The sequence below is a fragment of the Aquitalea sp. genome, from assembly GCF_030150775.1.
GTDB lineage: Bacteria > Pseudomonadota > Gammaproteobacteria > Burkholderiales > Chromobacteriaceae > Aquitalea > Aquitalea denitrificans.
In genome coordinates this window covers 1-17,190 of sequence record NZ_JASLFG010000013.1, presented here as the reverse complement: position 1 = coordinate 17,190, position 17,190 = coordinate 1, and the positions used below count along the sequence as shown (strand labels likewise).

16 protein-coding genes are annotated in these 17,190 nt (G+C 56.9%); 9 read left to right on the top strand and 7 right to left on the bottom strand.

Going from position 1 to position 17,190, the window contains the following annotated elements:
- The first annotated feature begins 91 nt into the window (after positions 1-91).
- Genes QVF59_RS04285 through QVF59_RS04275 form a run of 3 tightly spaced genes read left to right on the top strand, consistent with a single transcriptional unit; the run spans position 92 to position 3,880 of the window.
- Positions 92-991 carry an AAA family ATPase gene (locus QVF59_RS04285; protein ID WP_287877576.1) on the top strand — a complete coding sequence of 300 codons (900 nt, stop codon included), beginning with the start codon at positions 92-94 and terminating at the stop codon, positions 989-991.
- Positions 975-1,925 (top strand): DUF58 domain-containing protein, encoded by a 951-nt coding sequence (locus QVF59_RS04280; protein ID WP_287877575.1) that lies wholly within the window; start codon positions 975-977, stop codon positions 1,923-1,925. Before QVF59_RS04285 ends, QVF59_RS04280 begins: the two co-directional genes overlap by 17 nt.
- Complete coding sequence (locus QVF59_RS04275; RefSeq protein ID WP_287877574.1) at positions 1,922-3,880, top strand: transglutaminase TgpA family protein; 1,959 nt, start codon at positions 1,922-1,924, stop codon at positions 3,878-3,880. Before QVF59_RS04280 ends, QVF59_RS04275 begins: the two co-directional genes overlap by 4 nt.
- 128 nt (positions 3,881-4,008) lie before the next feature.
- Here the strand turns inward: QVF59_RS04275 and rpoS are convergent, their stop codons facing one another.
- From rpoS to QVF59_RS04245, 6 genes are all read right to left on the bottom strand, one after another.
- On the bottom strand, positions 4,009-4,956 hold the full coding sequence (gene rpoS, locus QVF59_RS04270) for an RNA polymerase sigma factor RpoS (protein WP_287877573.1): 948 nt from the start codon (positions 4,954-4,956) through the stop codon (positions 4,009-4,011).
- A gap of 46 nt (positions 4,957-5,002) precedes the next feature.
- A complete protein-coding gene (locus QVF59_RS04265) occupies positions 5,003-5,737 on the bottom strand; it encodes a peptidoglycan DD-metalloendopeptidase family protein (RefSeq protein WP_502866793.1) in 735 nt (244 codons plus the stop codon).
- 427 nt (positions 5,738-6,164) lie between these two features.
- Positions 6,165-6,833 carry a protein-L-isoaspartate(D-aspartate) O-methyltransferase gene (locus tag QVF59_RS04260; protein ID WP_159874955.1) on the bottom strand — a complete coding sequence of 223 codons (669 nt, stop codon included), beginning with the start codon at positions 6,831-6,833 and terminating at the stop codon, positions 6,165-6,167.
- The gene (gene surE, locus QVF59_RS04255) at positions 6,818-7,561 is read right to left on the bottom strand and encodes a 5'/3'-nucleotidase SurE (RefSeq protein ID WP_287877572.1); all 744 of its coding nucleotides are present in this window, start codon (positions 7,559-7,561) and stop codon (positions 6,818-6,820) included. Before surE ends, QVF59_RS04260 begins: the two co-directional genes overlap by 16 nt.
- A 106-nt stretch (positions 7,562-7,667) precedes the next feature.
- Positions 7,668-8,585, bottom strand: a complete 918-nt coding sequence (nadA, locus tag QVF59_RS04250; protein WP_159874957.1) for a quinolinate synthase NadA — start codon at positions 8,583-8,585, stop codon at positions 7,668-7,670.
- Positions 8,586-8,754: 169 nt separating this feature from the next.
- On the bottom strand, positions 8,755-9,051 hold the full coding sequence (locus QVF59_RS04245; protein ID WP_287877571.1) for a hypothetical protein: 297 nt from the start codon (positions 9,049-9,051) through the stop codon (positions 8,755-8,757).
- Between QVF59_RS04245 and QVF59_RS04240 the strand changes: the two genes are divergently transcribed.
- From QVF59_RS04240 to xerD, 6 genes are all read left to right on the top strand, one after another.
- On the top strand, positions 9,050-11,725 hold the full coding sequence (locus QVF59_RS04240; RefSeq protein WP_287877570.1) for a bifunctional acetate--CoA ligase family protein/GNAT family N-acetyltransferase: 2,676 nt from the start codon (positions 9,050-9,052) through the stop codon (positions 11,723-11,725). The genes QVF59_RS04245 and QVF59_RS04240 overlap by 2 nt on opposite strands.
- Positions 11,726-11,917: 192 nt before the next feature.
- Positions 11,918-12,166 carry a 30S ribosomal protein S16 gene (gene rpsP, locus QVF59_RS04235; RefSeq protein WP_045846601.1) on the top strand — a complete coding sequence of 83 codons (249 nt, stop codon included), beginning with the start codon at positions 11,918-11,920 and terminating at the stop codon, positions 12,164-12,166.
- Positions 12,167-12,199: 33 nt separating this feature from the next.
- Positions 12,200-12,706 carry a ribosome maturation factor RimM gene (rimM, locus tag QVF59_RS04230; protein WP_502866792.1) on the top strand — a complete coding sequence of 169 codons (507 nt, stop codon included), beginning with the start codon at positions 12,200-12,202 and terminating at the stop codon, positions 12,704-12,706.
- A complete protein-coding gene (gene trmD, locus QVF59_RS04225) occupies positions 12,706-13,473 on the top strand; it encodes a tRNA (guanosine(37)-N1)-methyltransferase TrmD (RefSeq protein WP_159874961.1) in 768 nt (255 codons plus the stop codon). Before rimM ends, trmD begins: the two co-directional genes overlap by 1 nt.
- Positions 13,474-13,476: 3 nt before the next feature.
- Entirely contained in the window at positions 13,477-13,845 is a 369-nt protein-coding gene (gene rplS / locus QVF59_RS04220; protein WP_045846598.1) for a 50S ribosomal protein L19, read from the top strand.
- Positions 13,846-13,924: 79 nt separating this feature from the next.
- Positions 13,925-14,806 carry a site-specific tyrosine recombinase XerD gene (xerD, locus tag QVF59_RS04215; RefSeq protein WP_287877569.1) on the top strand — a complete coding sequence of 294 codons (882 nt, stop codon included), beginning with the start codon at positions 13,925-13,927 and terminating at the stop codon, positions 14,804-14,806.
- Between the two features lie 67 nt (positions 14,807-14,873).
- Here the strand turns inward: xerD and clpA are convergent, their stop codons facing one another.
- Positions 14,874-17,153, bottom strand: a complete 2,280-nt coding sequence (gene clpA / locus QVF59_RS04210; protein WP_287877776.1) for an ATP-dependent Clp protease ATP-binding subunit ClpA — start codon at positions 17,151-17,153, stop codon at positions 14,874-14,876.
- Positions 17,154-17,190: the final 37 nt, after the last annotated feature.

Genomic DNA, 17,190 nt, shown 5'->3' with positions numbered 1-17,190 from the left:
GTTTCCTTGTTGCGTACGATTGTTTGCGTACAATGGACGCGAGTTTTATCTTTATGTATTTTCGATAAATACTGCGCGCAACCGGGTCCAAATGCAATCACTCAGCCTTGCCTATCGTCAACTCAACACGCTTATTCTGGGCAAGCCCCGCGCTATCCGGCTGGCGCTGGCCTGTCTGATTGCCCGTGGCCATCTGCTCATCGAGGATCTGCCCGGGGTGGGCAAAACCACGCTGGCGCATGGCCTGGCTGCAGTACTTGGCCTGCATTACCAACGCGTGCAGTTCACCAGCGATCTGCTGCCAGCCGATATTCTGGGCGTAAACATCTACCAGCGTGAAACCGGCAGCTTCCGCTTTCATCCGGGGCCGGTGTTCAGCCAACTGCTACTGGCCGACGAAATCAATCGTGCCTCGCCCAAGGTGCAATCAGCCTTGCTGGAGGCCATGGAGGAGCGCCAAGTCTCCATTGATGGCGAGAGTCATCCGTTGCCAACACCGTTTATTGTGATCGCCACCCAGAATCCTTCCGAGCAACTGGGGACTTTTCCACTGCCCGAGTCGCAGCTGGATCGTTTCCTGATGCGTATTGCGCTGGGCTATCCGGCGGCAGAGGCCGAGCGCGCATTACTCTTGGGCCAGGACCGTCGAACCTTGCTGGATGACATCACCCCTTGCCTGAGTGACGATGGCTTGTTGCAGTTGCAACAAAAGGCTGCTGCACTGACCGTGACGTCAGATCTGGCCGACTATGTGCTGGCCCTGTTGCAGGCAACGCGTCAGGACCGTAGCTATCTGGCAGGTCTCAGTCCGCGCGCAGGGCTGGCCCTGCTGGCCGCAGCCCGTGCCTGGGCCTTGCTGGAAGGGCGTGATCATGTGCTGCCGGAGGATGTGAAAGCCATTTTTCCGGCTGTGGCCGGACACCGGCTAGGTTTGAGCGGAGACGCTTCTGCCAGCCTGACTGCACTGCTGGAACATGTTGCCATTCCGTAAGCCATTGCGCGGCTGGTGGTTGCGCCGTCTGCCGAAGGAATCCGTTTGCCGCTTGGGGCAGCGGCGTATCTATTTGCTACCCACCCGCTTTGGCCTGTTGCTATTGCTGGTGGCTGCTGCGGTATGGGTGGGTGCGTTGAACTACGCGGTCAGCCTGGCTTATGTGCTGGCCTTCTGGTTGCTTGGTTTATTGCTGGTGGCTGTGCTGATGGCTTATCGTCAGCTGTCCGGCCTGCAACTGCAGGTGCAGGAGAGTGAAGGGGCGTTTGTTGGGCAGTTTGCCGACTGCCGTCTGCGTCTGCTCAATACCACGGCAATCACTCGCCAGCTGCTATTGCAGTCCGAGCAGGGTGGAGAGTGTGTGCCCTGTACGCTGGCGGCCATGGCCGAACAGTCGGTGACCGTTGTGCAGCTGCTCAAGCGGCGTGGCCGCCATGCCTATCCCGCTATCCAGCTGTGGAGCACTGCCCCTTTTGGGCTAATCCGGGCATTTTCATGGTGGCGGCCGGATGCGTCCTTGCTGGCCTATCCGCTTCCCTTGCCTGATCGCGAACATCAGGACTGCCATCATGAAAATGGGCGGGGCCGTAATCGTGGTGATGACGAGGAGGATTTTTCCCATCTGGGAGAATACCGTCAGGGGGATACACCGCGGCAGATTGCCTGGAGTGTGCTGGCCCGGCGTGATGTATTGGCCAGCAAACGTTTTGCCAGCCAGCCACGCGGTCAGGCATTGCATCAACTGGCATGGCAGGACTATCCGGCGACGCTGGATGTGGAAAGCCGGCTTTCACGATTGTGCTGGAGGGTGTTGCAGTGTGAGAAAGCCGGCCAGCATTACCGCTTGCACTTGCCCGGTTGCATGGTGGAGCCATGGCCGGGACAGCGCGAGCAGGCATTGGCGGCATTGGCCGAATTCAGGTTGCCCGTATGAGGCTGGCCCAGTTCCGGCAAGGTGAAATGGCGGTATTGCTGGCCCTGGCGCTGGTGATGCTGCCGTTATTGCTGCATCTCCCCTCTTGGTTGCCCATGCTGGTACTGACCATGCTGCTGGTTCGTGGCTTCTTGCTGCAGCGCCAGAACCAATTGCCATCGCTGTGGCTGTTATTGCCGCTGCTGGGTTTATCAGTATTTGGCTTGTGGCTTAACCTGAATACCCTGATCGGGCGTGAGGGCGGGGCGGCCTTGCTGGTTCTGTTGCTGGGATTCAAGAGTTTCGAATCACGCCAGCAACGGGATTGGCAGGTGCTGCTGGCACTGGGTTTTTTTCTGGCAGCAATTCCACTGCTGTTTGACCAGTCCCCACCGTCTGCGCTGTGGCTGATTGTCAGTCTATTGGCACTGACCTGGGCCATGCTGCGGCTGGCTGGAGGTGCAGTACAAGGGGCTGCTGGTATGGCAGCTCAGGCCTTGTTGTTGTCCCTGCCGTTGATGCTGGTCCTGTTTGTGGTGATGCCGCGCCTGCCTGGGCCGCTGTGGAGCATGCCGCATGAACAGCATGTTGCCAGCACCGGGCTGTCTGACAGCATGGAGCCCGGCAGTATCAGCCAGTTGGTGCAGCAGCAAGAGCCAGCGTTCTCGGTTGTGTTTGACGGCCAGCCACCCGCACATGAGCAGCTGTACTGGCGCATCATGATTTTTGATGATTTTGATGGCCGGCGCTGGCAAAGCGTACACGGCCAGACGCGGGAGCAAATACAGCTGGCAGGGGGCGAAAAGGTGCGTTATCGCCTTACCGGCAAGCCTTCCAGATCACGATTGCCCCTGCTGGATTACCCGCTGGCCGCACCAGCAGAAGGAAGACTGGAGCCGGGGGGGCTGTTCAAGCTGGCTAGTGATCAGGACGATGTACTGCGCATCTCGGGTGAGAGCCTGGTTGGCAGTCATTATCTGAGTGAGCTAAGTCGCAGCGATCAGGACTTCTACCGTCACCTTCCGCCCGGAAATCCTGCCAGCCGCCAACTTGCCATGCAGTGGCGTAGCCAAAGTAGTGACAGTGCCGGTTTTGTGCGCGAGGCCCTGTTGCACCTCCGCCTGGGCGGTTTTGCCTATACGTTGAGGCCGCCTTTGCTGGAGGGAGACAACAGTATCGATGCTTTTATGTTTTCCACGCGGCAGGGCTTTTGCGAACACTATGCATCGGCCTTTGCTTTCATGGCGCGGGCTGCCGGTATTCCTGCCCGGGTAGTAACCGGCTATCAGGGAGGTCAGTTCAACCCGCTTGGCCGTTTCTGGCAGGTACGTTCTTCCGATGCGCATGCCTGGGTTGAAGTCTGGCTGGCTGAAAGCAGAGAGTGGTTACGGGTTGACCCAACCGCGGCCGTTGCGCCGGAACGGGTCAGCCAGGATCTCGGGCAGAGCATTCCTGCAATGCAGGCCCAATTACCGGTATTCGGTAGTCGCATGCCAGCATGGATGGTGCGTGTGCAGCAGGGCTGGCAAGCCGCCGGTTTTGCCTGGCAGCAGTGGGTTGTCGGTTACGATGCCTCGCGGCAATTGAGTCTTTACCGCTGGTTGGGGCTGGGCGAGATCGTCGACAGTGCATCTGTTGTGCGAGCGCTGTTATGTGGAGTGGTGCTTGCTGGCTTGCCATTGCTGTGGTGGTGGTGGCGGAGCACGGAAAGTGTGCCTTTGCAGGAAGGGCGTTCGCGGCTGGAACGTGCTCTACAGCAGCAGGGTATCATCCTGTTACCCAGCGATGGCCCGCTGGATATGCTGAACAAGGCCAGAGGTTTGCCTGCTCCTGCCTATCGCGAACTCAAGCAGTTGTGCAAGGACTACGCTGCAATGCGCTACCAGAACACGGCATTGTCACAACAGCAGGCGCGCTTATGGTTGCGCAGGGTCAAGATTTTCTCTACCGATCTGGCGAGAGGGAAGTTGCGCTAGGGGGGCTGAGGTATTGGTGGTCCGGCGTACTTTTGCTATTGCCTGCTGGCTGCTACATGACCTGCCTAAAGTATCTAAACAGAAACCCCGCCATGGCGGGGTTTCTCCTTGTATCACCGTTTTCGGTGCTATAGCAGGAAGTCGCGGGAGATACCCTTGCGACGCAGGATACGACGCAGTTGTTCCAGGCCTTCAATCTGGATCTGGCGTACTCGCTCCCGCGTCAGGTTCAGCGCAGCTGCCAGTTCTTCCAGCGTGCAGATTTCATGACCATTCAAACCATAACGGCGCTCGATCACCATGCACTGCTTGTCATTCAACTGGGCCAGCCAGTCTTTGACAAACATTTCCAGCTGGTTGTTGTGGAGCTGAATTTCCGGTTCTTCATGCTGCTCATCCGGAATCGATTCACCAATCGACAGCATGGGGTCGATATCCAGCGGTGCGTCCAGCGAAGCCATGCGTTCGTTCAGGTTCATCACCTTGCGGACATCTTCCACCGGCTTGCCTACCTGATGGGCAATTTCATCCAGAGTAGGCTCACGTCCCATCTGGCTTTCCAGATAGCGTGATGCCCGCAGATAGACGTTCAGTTCCTTGATGACATGGACTGGCAGGCGGATGGTGCGCGACTGGTTCATGATGGCACGTTCGATGCTCTGGCGAATCCACCACGTGGCGTAGGTAGAGAAGCGAAAGCCACGCTCGGGGTCGAACTTTTCCAGCGCATGCATCAGACCGATATTACCTTCTTCGATCAGATCGAGCAGGGCAAGGCCACGGTTGATGTAATGCTTGGCAATGTTCACGACCAAGCGCAGATTGTGCTCGATCATTTTTTGCCGGGCGTCGAAGTCACCTGCGACAACACGGCGAGCCAGTTCCAGTTCCTGGGCTGGGGTCAGCAGCGCATTGTTTCCGATATCGTTCAGATAAATCTGGGTGACATCAGCAACTTCTTCTGTAACGCTCTGGCGCTCGGCTGCCTCTTCGGTTTCGGCTTCGGCAGCAGCTTCTTCGGCAACTTCTTGTTCAAGAGCTTCCTCTTCTTCGAGGATATCGCTGTCTTGGTTCATAACTCCCCCCGCTACGGTGGCTCCTGGCAGGGGAAGATACCCCTGGTCAGGACTTGTGGTCTAGGTACTGCATCGGATCAACCGGTTTCCCGAAGCGGCGGATCTCGAAGTGCAGTTTTACCTGATCGGCATCGGTATTGCCCATTTCGGCAATCTTCTGCCCTTTCTTGACACTCTGTCCCTCCTTAACAAGCAACTGACTGTTGTGGGCATACGCTGAAAGGAATGTCTTGTTGTGCTTGATGATGATCAGCTTGCCATATCCCCTCAAGCCATTCCCGCTATAAACAACTTTGCCATCTCCGGCGGCAATCACGCTTTGACCTGCGCGACCGCTGATATCAACCCCTTTGTTGCTGTCCGAATAACCGCGGATCAGCTTGCCTTCAGTTGGCCAAGCCCAGGCGACTGCGTCTTCACTGACTGCTGGCTGGGATTTTTCTTCAATTTTGTTTTTATTTTCCGATATTGCAGCAGGTGTACTACTGTCCTTTTTGTCGGACTGAACTGCCGGAGCCGATGCATTGCCCATTTTCACCGGGACAGTTTTTTTTGCCGTGCTGCCTTCGCTTTGCTGTGCCAGCGTTTTCGCAGCTTCTTCCGTGTATGGCAGCTTCAGTGCTTTCGGGTAGTTCTTGCTGCTGGCTACCGGGGTGCCACTTTCAACGACAACTTTCTGTTGCGGTTGCGCCACCGCAGTGCTTTCCTGAGGCGTTGCTGCCGCTGGCGGCGTCTGGCTGTCCTGCGTACCCGGAGGTGTCAGGCGCAATACCTGACCCACCTTGATACCGGTGTCCGGCAGATTGTTCCAGGCGGCGACATCCTTGTATTTCAGCCCGTTATTGAGCGAAATACGGAACAGGTTTTCGCCTGGCTGCACAATATGCGTCTTCTCACCAGCACCGCTTGTTGCCGGTTTGGCAACAATGCTGCCACTACTTTTGTACGGGGTCGCCACCGCCACATCTGCGGGTGGCGTTATCGCGGCCTTGTTTGCCGTGGTGACTGCGGCAACGGGTGCCGGGCGGGCGGACTCAACCGGTGCTGCCTGTTGTGCCATGCTGCTGCAGCCAGCCAGAACGGCTGTTGTCAACGTTGCGGCAAACCAGTGCTTTGAATGCTGTTTATGCATGCCTGTAGATTTTATATGTCAGTTAGTTGGGTTTTGTAAATTGTCAGACCGGGTATGTGTTGTGTTTTTGCAAGACTTAGTTACGACCGGGCAAGAGTGGTACGAATTTCACCGGATCAAGCCGTGTTTTCTGCAAGCCCTGGGGTGTTTTTTCCAGCAGCCACAAATACTGTTCTGTTTCACCGACCGGCATGATCAATCTGCCACCTTCTGCCAGTTGTTCAACTAGCGCTTCCGGGATATTGCGTGCCGCTGCCGTCATGATGATGCCTTCGAACGGGGCCGCTTCTGGCAGGCCAAAGTGGCCATCTCCATGGACAAGCCGGGCATGGACTAGCTTGGCTGCACGCAAATTGCGTCTTGCTTTGTCCAGTAGCGCACCGAGTCGTTCAATGGAATAAACTTCGGCTCCAGTCTTCAGTAGTACGGCTGTCTGATAACCACATCCGGTTCCGATTTCCAGCACCTTGCCCGGTTTGCGGCCTGTCAGCAGGATTTCTGTCATCTTGGCGACTGTAAGCGGCTGGGAAATGGTTTGGGCATGGCCGATGGGTAGTGACACATCGTCATAGGCACGGGTGGCCAGTGCCTGATCGACAAACAGATGACGCGGCACGTCTGACATGGCGGTCAGCACACGTTCATCCTGTACGCCGGCCTGGCGCAGGCGTTCTACCATGCGCTTGCGGGTTCGGTCAGACAGCATGCCGTAAGCCTGGTTGTCTTGTGTCACGGATGAAGCCATGTAGTGATTCCGTCCAATTGGCCGTATGCGGTTAAATCCAGCATCAGCGGGGTGACCGAAACATGTTTGCCTGCAATGGCGGCAAAGTCGGTGCCGGGGCCTGCATCCTGTGCGCAGCCGACCGGGCCTACCCAGTATATCGTTTCCCCGCGAGGATTCTTGGCTTTGATAACCGGTTCGGCATGATGTCTGCGTCCCAGTCGTGTGACTTGCATGGATTGCAGCTGATCGACTGGGATGTCTGGAACGTTGACATTCAGCAGCACTGGCTGGATCAGCGGCTGCGCCTGATGGCGTGCCAGCAATGCCTCAATCACGTGGGCCGCTGTGCCGAAGTGCTGGCCACTGTAGCCGGCCAGCGAGATGGCAATGGACGGAATGCCAAGCAGGAAGCCTTCAGTAGCGGCAGCTACGGTGCCTGAGTAGATGGTGTCATCTCCCATATTGGGGCCATGGTTGATGCCGCTGAATATCATGTCCGGACGAAAATCCAGCAAACCGGTTACCGCCAGATGGACGCAGTCGGTTGGCGTACCGTTGACATAATGAAAGCCGTTGGCAGCCTGACGTACGGTCAACGGTCGATCCAGGGTCAGCGAGTTGCTGGCACCACTGCGATCGCGTTCGGGTGCCACGACGACGACTTCACCATGACGTGCCAGCGTTTCCGCCAGGGTGCGGATGCCGGGAGAGAAATAGCCATCGTCATTGCTGATCAGGAACTTCATGCTGTGCTTCCAGGTTGGACGCATGATTGTATCGCTGCCGCGCTGTGGTGGAAAACCTTCATGGCATGACAGGTAAAGAAAAACCCGCCGTAGCGGGTTGGTTTGATCAGGCGTAATAGCGCTGGCTGAATTCCAGCATCCGTTCGATGGGAATGCGGGCTGCATCCATCTGTTCGGCGCTCAGGTAATCGATATGCAGGCCTTCGCCCTGCTGGGCGCGCTTTACGGCATCGATGGTGTTCATCTTCATATAGGGACAGGAATTGCACTGGCAACCGGCATAGATTGGTGCCTGGCGCAGGTCCAGATCGGGGCGGGCCAGTCCCATGTTGTACAGGATGCCATCTTCAGTGGCGACGAAGATAACCGCCTTGCTGTCTCCCTGGAAGGCCTTCACCCAGTTCAGCATGCCGGAAGTGGAGCCGACATAATCGGCTTTCTTCAGCACCGGCAGTGGGCTTTCCGGGTGGGCAATCAGGTATTTCTCACCGGAAGCTGCAGCGAAAGCCTCTTCCAGCGCAGCTTCGTTGAATTTGTCGTGTACTTCGCACACGGCAGACCACAAGGGCATGTCGTAGCCGTACTGGTCGTTCAGGTAGCCACCCATATTGCGGTCGGGCGAGAAGATGACTTTTTTGCCTTCCGCATACAGGTGGGCAATGATGTCGTCCACATTGCGGCTGGTGACGATCCAGTCAGACAGTGCCTTGTGTTCTGCACTGGAGTTGATGTACGACACATGAACGTGGTCCGGGTGGCTTTCGCGCCATGCCTTGAGTGCCGTGACGTCGGTCTGGGTGACCAGCGAACAGGTGGATCCTGCATCCGGCAGGATCACCTCTGCCTGTGGGTTGAGGATTTTGGCGGTTTCGGCCATAAAACGCACGCCGGCAAACACGATGATGTCGGCATTGGCTTCTTTGGCAAACAGCGACAATTCCAGGCTATCGCCCACCTTGTCGGCCATTTGCTGGATTTCAGGCTGGGTATAGTAGTGGGCAAGGGTGACGACACGCTTCGTCATGATGAGCTGACTCCTGCTCGCCCTGCATCAGGTTGCAGGCGGCTGAATGAATATATTGCAATGCAACGTACTAGGGTTGCCAAATCGCAAGATTAGCAATATTGCAGTGCGATTACCACCTGCAAGCATGGTTACTCCCAATGGTGGCCAATCGGCTTTGCTATAAAATTCATTTGGTACAGGCTTGCCCGAGGTCAACATGACAATATGATGGCTGCGGCAGCATGGAGATGGCTTGCAGGTGGGTATGCAATTGCAGCAGAAATCCTGTCCATGGGAAGACTGAGAGTTTCACCTTGTTGTGCATTGCACAATACTGTCGCAACATGCCGGAATGAAAATGAATTTTCCGTGGCAAGTACGCATTTGCCATACAGAATGCAGCCAGCAGGCCGATGCTTGTGCAGGTTGCCGGCATCTGCCGACCTCTTGTCACTTGAATTAACAGAACGGGAACCGCTTCCATGAGGCCTCATTACCTAACTCCGCTGTTTTCGCCGCGCACTGTTGCGGTTGTTGGTGCCAGCGATACGCCGGGGTCGATCGGCCAGGCCGTGTTTGCCAATCTGCTGGCTGGCAATTTTCAAGGCAAGCTGTTCCCGGTCAATCTGAATCACAAGGTGGTGGGGGGAATTCCTGCCGTTCCTTCGGTACGCCTGATCGAACCCGCAGTTGACATGGCTGTAGTGTGTACTGCCATTCGCACATTGCCGGCCATCATCAAGGACTGTGGCAAGAAGGGCATCAAGGCAGTATTGCTGGCCAAGGAGTTTTCCGACAGCGAACAGCTGGAACGGGAAATCCTCAACGAATCGGTATCGATTGCCCGCCATTACGGCATCCGTGTACTGGGGCCGAATGTATTGGGCCTGATGCGACCGGTGGCCGGTTTCAACGCCACCAATTACACCAGCAAGGTACGGCCGGGAAACATGGCGCTGGTGTCGCAGTCCTCCGCCTTGTGCACGGCCATGCTGGATTGGGCGGATAGCAAGGGCATCGGATTTTCCAGTGTTATTTCGGTTGGGGAGGCTTTGGATGTCGATTTCGGCGAGATTCTGGATTACCTGGTAGCAGATAACTTTACCCAGGGCATTTTGTTGCATGTACACCACATTCACCACGCCCGCCGCTTTATGAGCGCACTGCGGGCTGCCGCCCGTACCAAGCCGGTAGTGGTGATCAAGTCCGGTCGCTACCAGGATGATGTCACTGGGGTGACGCATTCGAGCAATCTGATTGAAAGTGGTGACGTATTTGATGCCGCACTGTCCAGAGCCGGTGTGCTGCGTGTGTCATCCATTGCCCAACTGTTTACCGCAGCCAAGGTGTTGGCAGCCAATTTCCGGGTGAATGGCAAGCGACTGGCCATTGTCACCAACGGCATCGGCCCGGGTGTGCTGGCGGCTGATAGCGCCTACACCAACGGGGTGGAGCTGGCCAAGCTTAGCGACACCACCATGGAGCTGCTCAACAATGCCTTGCCGCGCAACTGGTCGCATGGCAACCCGATCGACCTGATCGGTGATGCCAGCCCGGTTCGTTTCCGTACCGCGGTAAAAGCCTGTATTGATGACCCCAATGTCGATGGCGTGCTGGTGATCTTTACCCCGCAGGCCGGTACTGATCATTTGACTACCGCACAGTTGATGATTGGTTTGCAGCGCGAGTCCAGCAAGCCGATGTTCCTGTCCTGGCTGGGCGATGCCAAGGTATCGGAAAGCCGTGATCTGTTTTCCAAGGCCAAATGTGCCCACTTCCGTGCTCCAGAATATGGCATCGAAGTATTCCGCAACCTGGCGTCCTATCACTACAACCAGCAATTGCTGCTACAGACGCCCGGACCTCTGGAAGGCAAACGTGCCGCACCGGACTTGCTGCGGGCCCGAGCGGTAATTGCCGGTGCCATGGCCGAGGGGCGGACCATCCTTTCCGAGCGGGAGTCCAAAGAGGTACTGGCTGCCTTCCGTATCCCGGTTAATCCTACCTTGCTGGCACGTACTGAAGACGAAGCCGTGGTGCTGGCTGAACAGATCCACTATCCGGTGGTGTTGAAGATCGATTCCGCAGACATCATTTACAAATCCGATGTTGGTGGTGTGGAACTCAACATCAGTAATGAGGCCACATTGCGGGCAGCCTTCCGCGGTATTCTGGAGCGTGCGCGCCAAGCCATGCCGGAAGCGCGTATCGACGGCATTTCGGTACAGCCGATGCGTAAACGCCGCTTTGCGCGCGAGGTGATGGTGGGCGTGACGCATGACAGCTCTTTTGGCCCGGTGATTACCTTTGGTGCCGGCGGTATTGCGGTGGAAGTGATGCATGACCGCGCGCTGTCCTTGCCACCACTGAACCAGTACCTGGTGGGCAGCATGATACGCAAGACCCGTATCGGCCAGTTGCTGGGTGCCTTCAAGAACCTGCCAGCGGTGGATATGGATGAGCTGGTTGATGTGCTGCTGCATGTGTCGGAGATGGTGTGCGAGCTGCCAGAGCTGCGCGAGATGGACATCAACCCGCTGGTGGCCGACGAAAAAGGCGTCATCGCACTGGATGCGCGCATCATCGTCGAACCCTTGAAGCCGGATGTTAAACGCTACGGCCACATGGCCATCATGCCTTACCCGACGCATATGGTACGCAGCGCCACGCTGACTGACGGCATGAAGGTGACTATTCGTCCGGTGCGGCCGGAAGATGCCGAAATGCAGCAGGAATTCGTGCGTATGCTGTCGGACGAAAGCCGTTACAACCGCTACATGTCCAGCATCAAGCAGCTGTCGCAAACAATGCTGGTGCGTTTTACCCAGCTGGACTACGACCGCGAAATGGCTCTGGCCATGACTTGCGAGACAGAGAACGGTGAAGAACAGCAAGCCGTGGCCCGTTTCATTACCGATCCGGACAATGAAGGCTGCGAGTTCGCCCTGGAAGTGGCGGACAAATGGCAGGGCAAGGGCATTGGCTACATCCTGATGAACGCCTTGTTCGATGCCGCTCGCGAGCAAGGATTGACGGTAATGCGCGGGGAAGTGCTGGCCGGCAACAAGGGCATGCTCAAACTGATGCACAAGCTGGGCTTTACCGTGGAAACCCATCCGGAAGACCGGGCGCTGACCATCGTCACCAAAATCCTCTAAGCCATCAGGATGCTTGTTGCAGGCAGATTGCAGACTCGTGGTGTGGTTTTTTTCGTCAAAGCAGGGGTCTTCTGCTGACCGATAACGGGCGGCAGGACTGGCAGGCGTATTAAGCGCTTGCAAGATAAGGGAAAAGTGCCATAGAATCGTGGGCTTTTCTACGATACCGTTTTTATCTAAGGACAATCGACAATGGTAGTGATTCGTCTGGCACGTGGCGGCGCCAAGAACCGTCCGTTCTACAACATCGTGGTGACCGATTCCCGTAACCGTCGTGACGGTCGCTTCATCGAGCGCGTTGGCTTCTACAACCCGGTAGCTAACGAGAAGGAAGAGCGCGTGCGCCTGACTTCCGATCGTCTGAACTACTGGATTGGCGTTGGTGCTCAGGTTACCGACGCTGTAGCCAAGCTGCTGAAAGAGCAGAAGGTTGCTGCCTAATCGTTCGTTGACTCAACTAACGGACTAAGGCGCATGCGCAAAGAAGATCTCGCCTTGATGGGGTTTGTGCGTGGCGCCTTCGGTATCAAGGGCTGGATCAAGGTTCAGGCCGATACCGAATACGCTGACGGTCTGTTTGACTACCCGGTCTGGTGGCTGGGCAAGGATGACAGCTGGAAGCCGTACACATTTGAAAACGGGGCGGTGCAGCCCAAGGGCTTGTCCGTAAAGCTGCAAGGCATTGAAGATCGCGACACGGCGGAAGCCCTGCGTGGTCTGCAAGTTGCCGTTCCCCGTAGTGAATTGCCGGAAGCTGGCGCTGACGAATATTACTGGTCCGATCTGATCGGCTTGTCTGTCGTCAATCAGCAGGGTGTGGTGCTTGGCAAGGTGACCGAATTGATGGAAACCGGTGCCAACGACGTATTGGTGGTAGAAGGCGAACACGGCCAGCGGCTGATTCCCTTCGTCGGCCAGTTTGTACTGGATGTCAGTCTGGCTGAGGCCCGCATTTCGGTGGACTGGGGTCTGGACTACTGATGCATATCGATGCCATCACGCTGTTTCCGGAAATGTTCGATGCCATCGCCCGCTTCGGTGTAAGCCAGCGGGCGCTTGATTTGGGCATTTGGGATTTCCAGAAATGGAATCCACGCGATTTCACCCATGACAACTATCGCCGTGTGGACGATCGTCCCTACGGTGGTGGGCCTGGCATGCTGATGCTGATCGAACCGCTGGAAGCTGCCATTACGGCGGCCAAGGCTCGTCAGCAGGCAGCAGGTGTCAATGAGAGCCATGTTATTTACCTGTCACCGCAAGGACGTGCCTTGACGCACGAAAAAGCGGTGGAGCTGTCCCAACGTCCTGGCCTGATTGTGTTGTGTGGCCGTTATGAAGGGGTGGACGAGCGCTTGATCGAGCGCCAGGTGGACGAGGAAGTTTCCATTGGCGACTACGTGTTGTCCGGTGGCGAGCTACCGGCCATGGTGCTGATGGATGCGGTCATCCGGCTGCTTCCTGGCGTTCTCAATGATGCCCAGTCTGCTTATGAAGACTCATTTGTGAACGGACTCCTTGATTGTCCGCACTATACCCGACCCGAAGACTATCAGGGCATGCGGGTGCCGGATGTACTCATGTCCGGAAATCATGCACTGATTGCTAAATGGCGACTCAAGCAGGCGCTGGGAAGGACGTGGCAACGTCGACCAGAGCTATTGCAGGGCCGCTCTTTGACAAAACAGGAATCTCGGCTGCTGGCAGAGTACCAGCAGGAACAAGATATCCGTAAAAAACCGGAGTAACACATGGATCTGATCCAGAAACTCGAGCAAGAAGAAATCGCCCGCCTGGGCAAAACCATCCCGGAATTCGCTCCTGGCGATACCGTCGTGGTGAATGTCAAGGTAAAGGAAGGTAACCGCGAACGTCTGCAGGCTTACGAAGGCGTTGTTATCGCCAAGCGTAACCGCGGCCTGAACAGCTCTTTCATCGTGCGCAAGATGTCCGCCGGTGAAGGTGTTGAGCGTACTTTCCAGACTTACTCCCCGCTGGTGGCTTCCGTTGAAGTGAAGCGCCGTGGTGACGTACGTCGCGCCAAGCTGTACTACCTGCGTGGTCGTACCGGCAAGTCCGCACGTATCAAGGAAAAACTGCCGGCTCGCAAGCAAGGCTGATCCTGATACCGTCAGGTATGATGAAAGCGCAAGGTTTACACCTTGCGCTTTTTTTATGTCTTCTGCCAGGAAACCCTGCATGACTACGGAAAGCATAGACCGGTTTCTGGATCATCTGTGGCTGACCGATGGCTTGTCCGCCAATACCCTGGCGGCTTATCGCCGCGATCTGGCCAAAATGCAAAAGCAGCTGCAAAGCCAGGACAGCACGCTGGAGTCAGCCAGCCACGCCCAGCTACAGCAGGCGCTGCTGGCAGGTGTGGAGCGGGAGAAACCTGCGACGCGAGCCAGGCAGCTGTCCTGTCTGCGGCGCTATTACCAGTACCTGCTCGGAACGGGGCAGCGGAATGACGACCCCAGCTTGCATCTGGATAACCCCAGGCTGGGGCAGCGGCTGCCCAAAACCCTGTCTGAAGCGCAGGTCGAGCTATTGTTGCAGGCACCCGACGTGGAAACGCCGCTGGGACTGCGCGACCGGGCCATGTTCGAGGTGCTGTACGCAACCGGTTTGCGCGTGTCCGAACTGGTGGGGCTGACGCTGCAGCAACTGGACATGGTGACGGGCCTGATCATCACCCGTGGCAAGGGCAACAAGGAGCGTATGGTGCCCTTGGGAGAGATTGCACTGGAATGGCTGGAGCGCTACTTCAGGGAAGCCCGTGTGCTGCTGTTGGGTGGAGCACAGTGCGATGCCGTATTTGTCACCCAGCGCAAGGCGAGGATGAGCCGGCAGATGGCCTGGCATCTGATTGCCAGCTATGCCAGTGCGCAAGGTTTGCCACCGGTGGGGCCGCATATGCTGCGACACGCTTTTGCCACGCACCTGGTGAACCATGGGGCCGACCTGCGTGTTGTCCAGTTGTTACTGGGGCATTCGGATATTTCCACCACGCAGATCTACACCCATGTTGCCCGTGAGCGGCTCAAGCAGCTACATGCCCAGCATCACCCGCGTGGTTGACGGTCGTGCTCAGTAAAAGAAAACGCCCGCATCTGCGGGCGTTGTGCGGTAAGGCGCAATATCCGCCTTATGCCGGCTCTGCAGCCAGGGGCTCGGTATCAAACTGAAGCTCGACGACATCCTGATCATTGATGTCGACCGTGACTTCGCCACCATTGGTCAGACGGCCAAACAGCAGCTCGTCTGCCAATGCTTTGCGGATGGTGTCCTGAATCAGCCGTGCCATCGGACGCGCACCCATCATCGGGTCAAAACCTCGCTTGGCCAGGTGGGTGCGCAGCGCATCGGTAAAGTGGATTTCCACTTTCTTGTCGCTGAGCTGGTGCTCAAGCTGCATCAGGAACTTGTCCACCACCTGCATGATGATCTGCTCATCCAGCATCTTGAAGGATATGGTGGCATCCAGCCGGTTACGGAATTCCGGGCTGAACAGGCGCTTGATGTCTGCCATTTCATCACCGGTTTCCTTGGACTGGGTAAAGCCTAGTGTCGGCTTGGACATAGTCTCGGCCCCGGCGTTGGTGGTCATGATGATCACCACATTGCGGAAATCGGCCTTGCGCCCGTTGTTGTCCGTCAGGGTGCCGTGATCCATCACCTGCAACAGTACATTGTAGATGTCAGGATGAGCCTTTTCGATTTCGTCCAGCAGCAAGATCGCATACGGATGCTTGTTGATGGCCTCGGTCATTTGGCCACCCTGCTCGAAACCGACATAGCCCGGCGGTGCGCCGATCAGCCGGCTTACAGCATGGCGTTCCATGTACTCCGACATGTCGAAGCGGATCAGTTCCACGCCCAGCACATAGGCGAGCTGTTTCGCGACCTCGGTCTTACCCACACCGGTGGGGCCGGAGAATAGGAAGGAGCCGATCGGCTTGTGCGGATTGCCCAGTCCGGAACGTGTCATCTTGATGGCTGTGGCCAGGCTTTCGATTGCCTTGTCCTGACCGAATACCACATTCTTCAGATCGCGCTCCAGATTCTTCAGCACATTCTTGTCATCGCTGGAGACGGTTTTAGGCGGAATGCGCGCGATCTTGGCCACGATCTCTTCGATTTCGGACTTGTTGATTACCTTTTTCTGCCTGGACTTGGGCAGAATCTTCTGTGCTGCTCCAGCTTCATCAATCACGTCAATTGCCTTGTCCGGCAGATGGCGGTCATTGATGTAGCGGGCGGACAGCTCGGCTGCGGTAGTCAGCGCCGACTGGGTGTACTTCACGCCATGGTGTGCCTCGAAACGTGATTTCAGACCCTTGAGAATTTCGATGGTCTGCTCCACGGTTGGCTCGGCAACGTCTATTTTCTGGAAGCGCCGGGACAGGGCGTTGTCCTTCTCGAAAATGCCGCGGTATTCGTTATACGTGGTGGCACCAATGCAGCGCAGGCTGCCGTTGGACAGCGCCGGCTTCAGCAGGTTGGACGCATCCAGTGTGCCACCGGAGGCGGCACCAGCACCGATGAGGGTGTGAATCTCGTCAATGAACAGGATGGCGTGCTCGTCCTCGGTCAGCTGCTTGATGACGGCTTTCAGGCGCTGCTCGAAGTCGCCACGGTACTTGGTGCCGGCCAGCAGGGCACCCATGTCCAGTGCATACACGGTGGCCTTGGACAGCACGTCCGGCACCTCGTTGTTGACGATGCGCCGCGCCAGACCTTCGGCAATGGCCGTCTTGCCCACGCCGGCTTCACCCACCAGTAGCGGGTTGTTCTTGCGGCGGCGGCACAGGATCTGCACGGTACGTTCCAGCTCGTGCTCACGACCGATCAGTGGGTCGATCTTGCCGTCGCGGGCTTGCTGGTTGAGATTCTGGGTGTAGTTTTCCAGAGCTCCGCCCGGGCCGGTAGCCTGTTCCTCTCCATCGGACTCGTTATGCTGGTCACGCGGCTCCGGTGGGTGTTGTGGCGAGCGCTGCTTGGTGATGCCATGCGAAATGAAATTGACCACATCCAGCCGCGAAATACCCTGCTGATGCAGGTAGTAGACAGCATGAGAGTCTTTTTCGCCGAAAATGGCCACCAGAATGTTGGCACCGGTCACTTCCTTCTTGCCGGAAGACTGGACATGCAGAATGGCACGCTGAATGACACGCTGGAATCCCAGTGTGGGCTGGGTTTCAACCTCGGTTTCCCCCGGAACGGTCGGCGTGTGTTCGTCAATAAAGTCGCCCAGCTGTTTTTTCAGCTGGTCGAGGTTGGCCCCGCAGGCCCTCAAGACATCGGCGGCGGAGGGATTGTCTATCATGGCAAGCAGCAGATGCTCCACGCTGATGAACTCGTGGCGCTTGCGCCTGGCGTCCATGAATGCCATATGCAGGCTTACTTCAAGCTCCTGGGCAATCATCAGTTTTCCTCCATTACGCACTGAAGCGGATGCTGGT

Excerpts from the sequence above, each read along its gene's own strand:
- nadA (WP_159874957.1), bottom strand. The coding sequence starts at position 8,585 with ATGACGAAGCGTGTCGTCACCCTTGCCCACTACTATACCCAGCCTGAA.
- QVF59_RS04280 (WP_287877575.1), top strand. The coding sequence starts at position 975 with ATGTTGCCATTCCGTAAGCCATTGCGCGGCTGGTGGTTGCGCCGTCTG.
- rpoS (WP_287877573.1), bottom strand. The coding sequence starts at position 4,956 with ATGAACCAAGACAGCGATATCCTCGAAGAAGAGGAAGCTCTTGAACAA.
- QVF59_RS04275 (WP_287877574.1), top strand. The coding sequence starts at position 1,922 with ATGAGGCTGGCCCAGTTCCGGCAAGGTGAAATGGCGGTATTGCTGGCC.
- xerD (WP_287877569.1), top strand. The coding sequence starts at position 13,925 with ATGACTACGGAAAGCATAGACCGGTTTCTGGATCATCTGTGGCTGACC.
- QVF59_RS04240 (WP_287877570.1), top strand. The coding sequence starts at position 9,050 with ATGAGGCCTCATTACCTAACTCCGCTGTTTTCGCCGCGCACTGTTGCG.
- rimM (WP_502866792.1), top strand. The coding sequence starts at position 12,200 with ATGCGCAAAGAAGATCTCGCCTTGATGGGGTTTGTGCGTGGCGCCTTC.
- QVF59_RS04285 (WP_287877576.1), top strand. The coding sequence starts at position 92 with ATGCAATCACTCAGCCTTGCCTATCGTCAACTCAACACGCTTATTCTG.
- QVF59_RS04245 (WP_287877571.1), bottom strand. The coding sequence starts at position 9,051 with ATGGAAGCGGTTCCCGTTCTGTTAATTCAAGTGACAAGAGGTCGGCAG.
- rpsP (WP_045846601.1), top strand. The coding sequence starts at position 11,918 with ATGGTAGTGATTCGTCTGGCACGTGGCGGCGCCAAGAACCGTCCGTTC.
- surE (WP_287877572.1), bottom strand. The coding sequence starts at position 7,561 with ATGAAGTTCCTGATCAGCAATGACGATGGCTATTTCTCTCCCGGCATC.
- QVF59_RS04260 (WP_159874955.1), bottom strand. The coding sequence starts at position 6,833 with ATGGCTTCATCCGTGACACAAGACAACCAGGCTTACGGCATGCTGTCT.
- trmD (WP_159874961.1), top strand. The coding sequence starts at position 12,706 with ATGCATATCGATGCCATCACGCTGTTTCCGGAAATGTTCGATGCCATC.
- rplS (WP_045846598.1), top strand. The coding sequence starts at position 13,477 with ATGGATCTGATCCAGAAACTCGAGCAAGAAGAAATCGCCCGCCTGGGC.
- clpA (WP_287877776.1), bottom strand. The coding sequence starts at position 17,153 with ATGATTGCCCAGGAGCTTGAAGTAAGCCTGCATATGGCATTCATGGAC.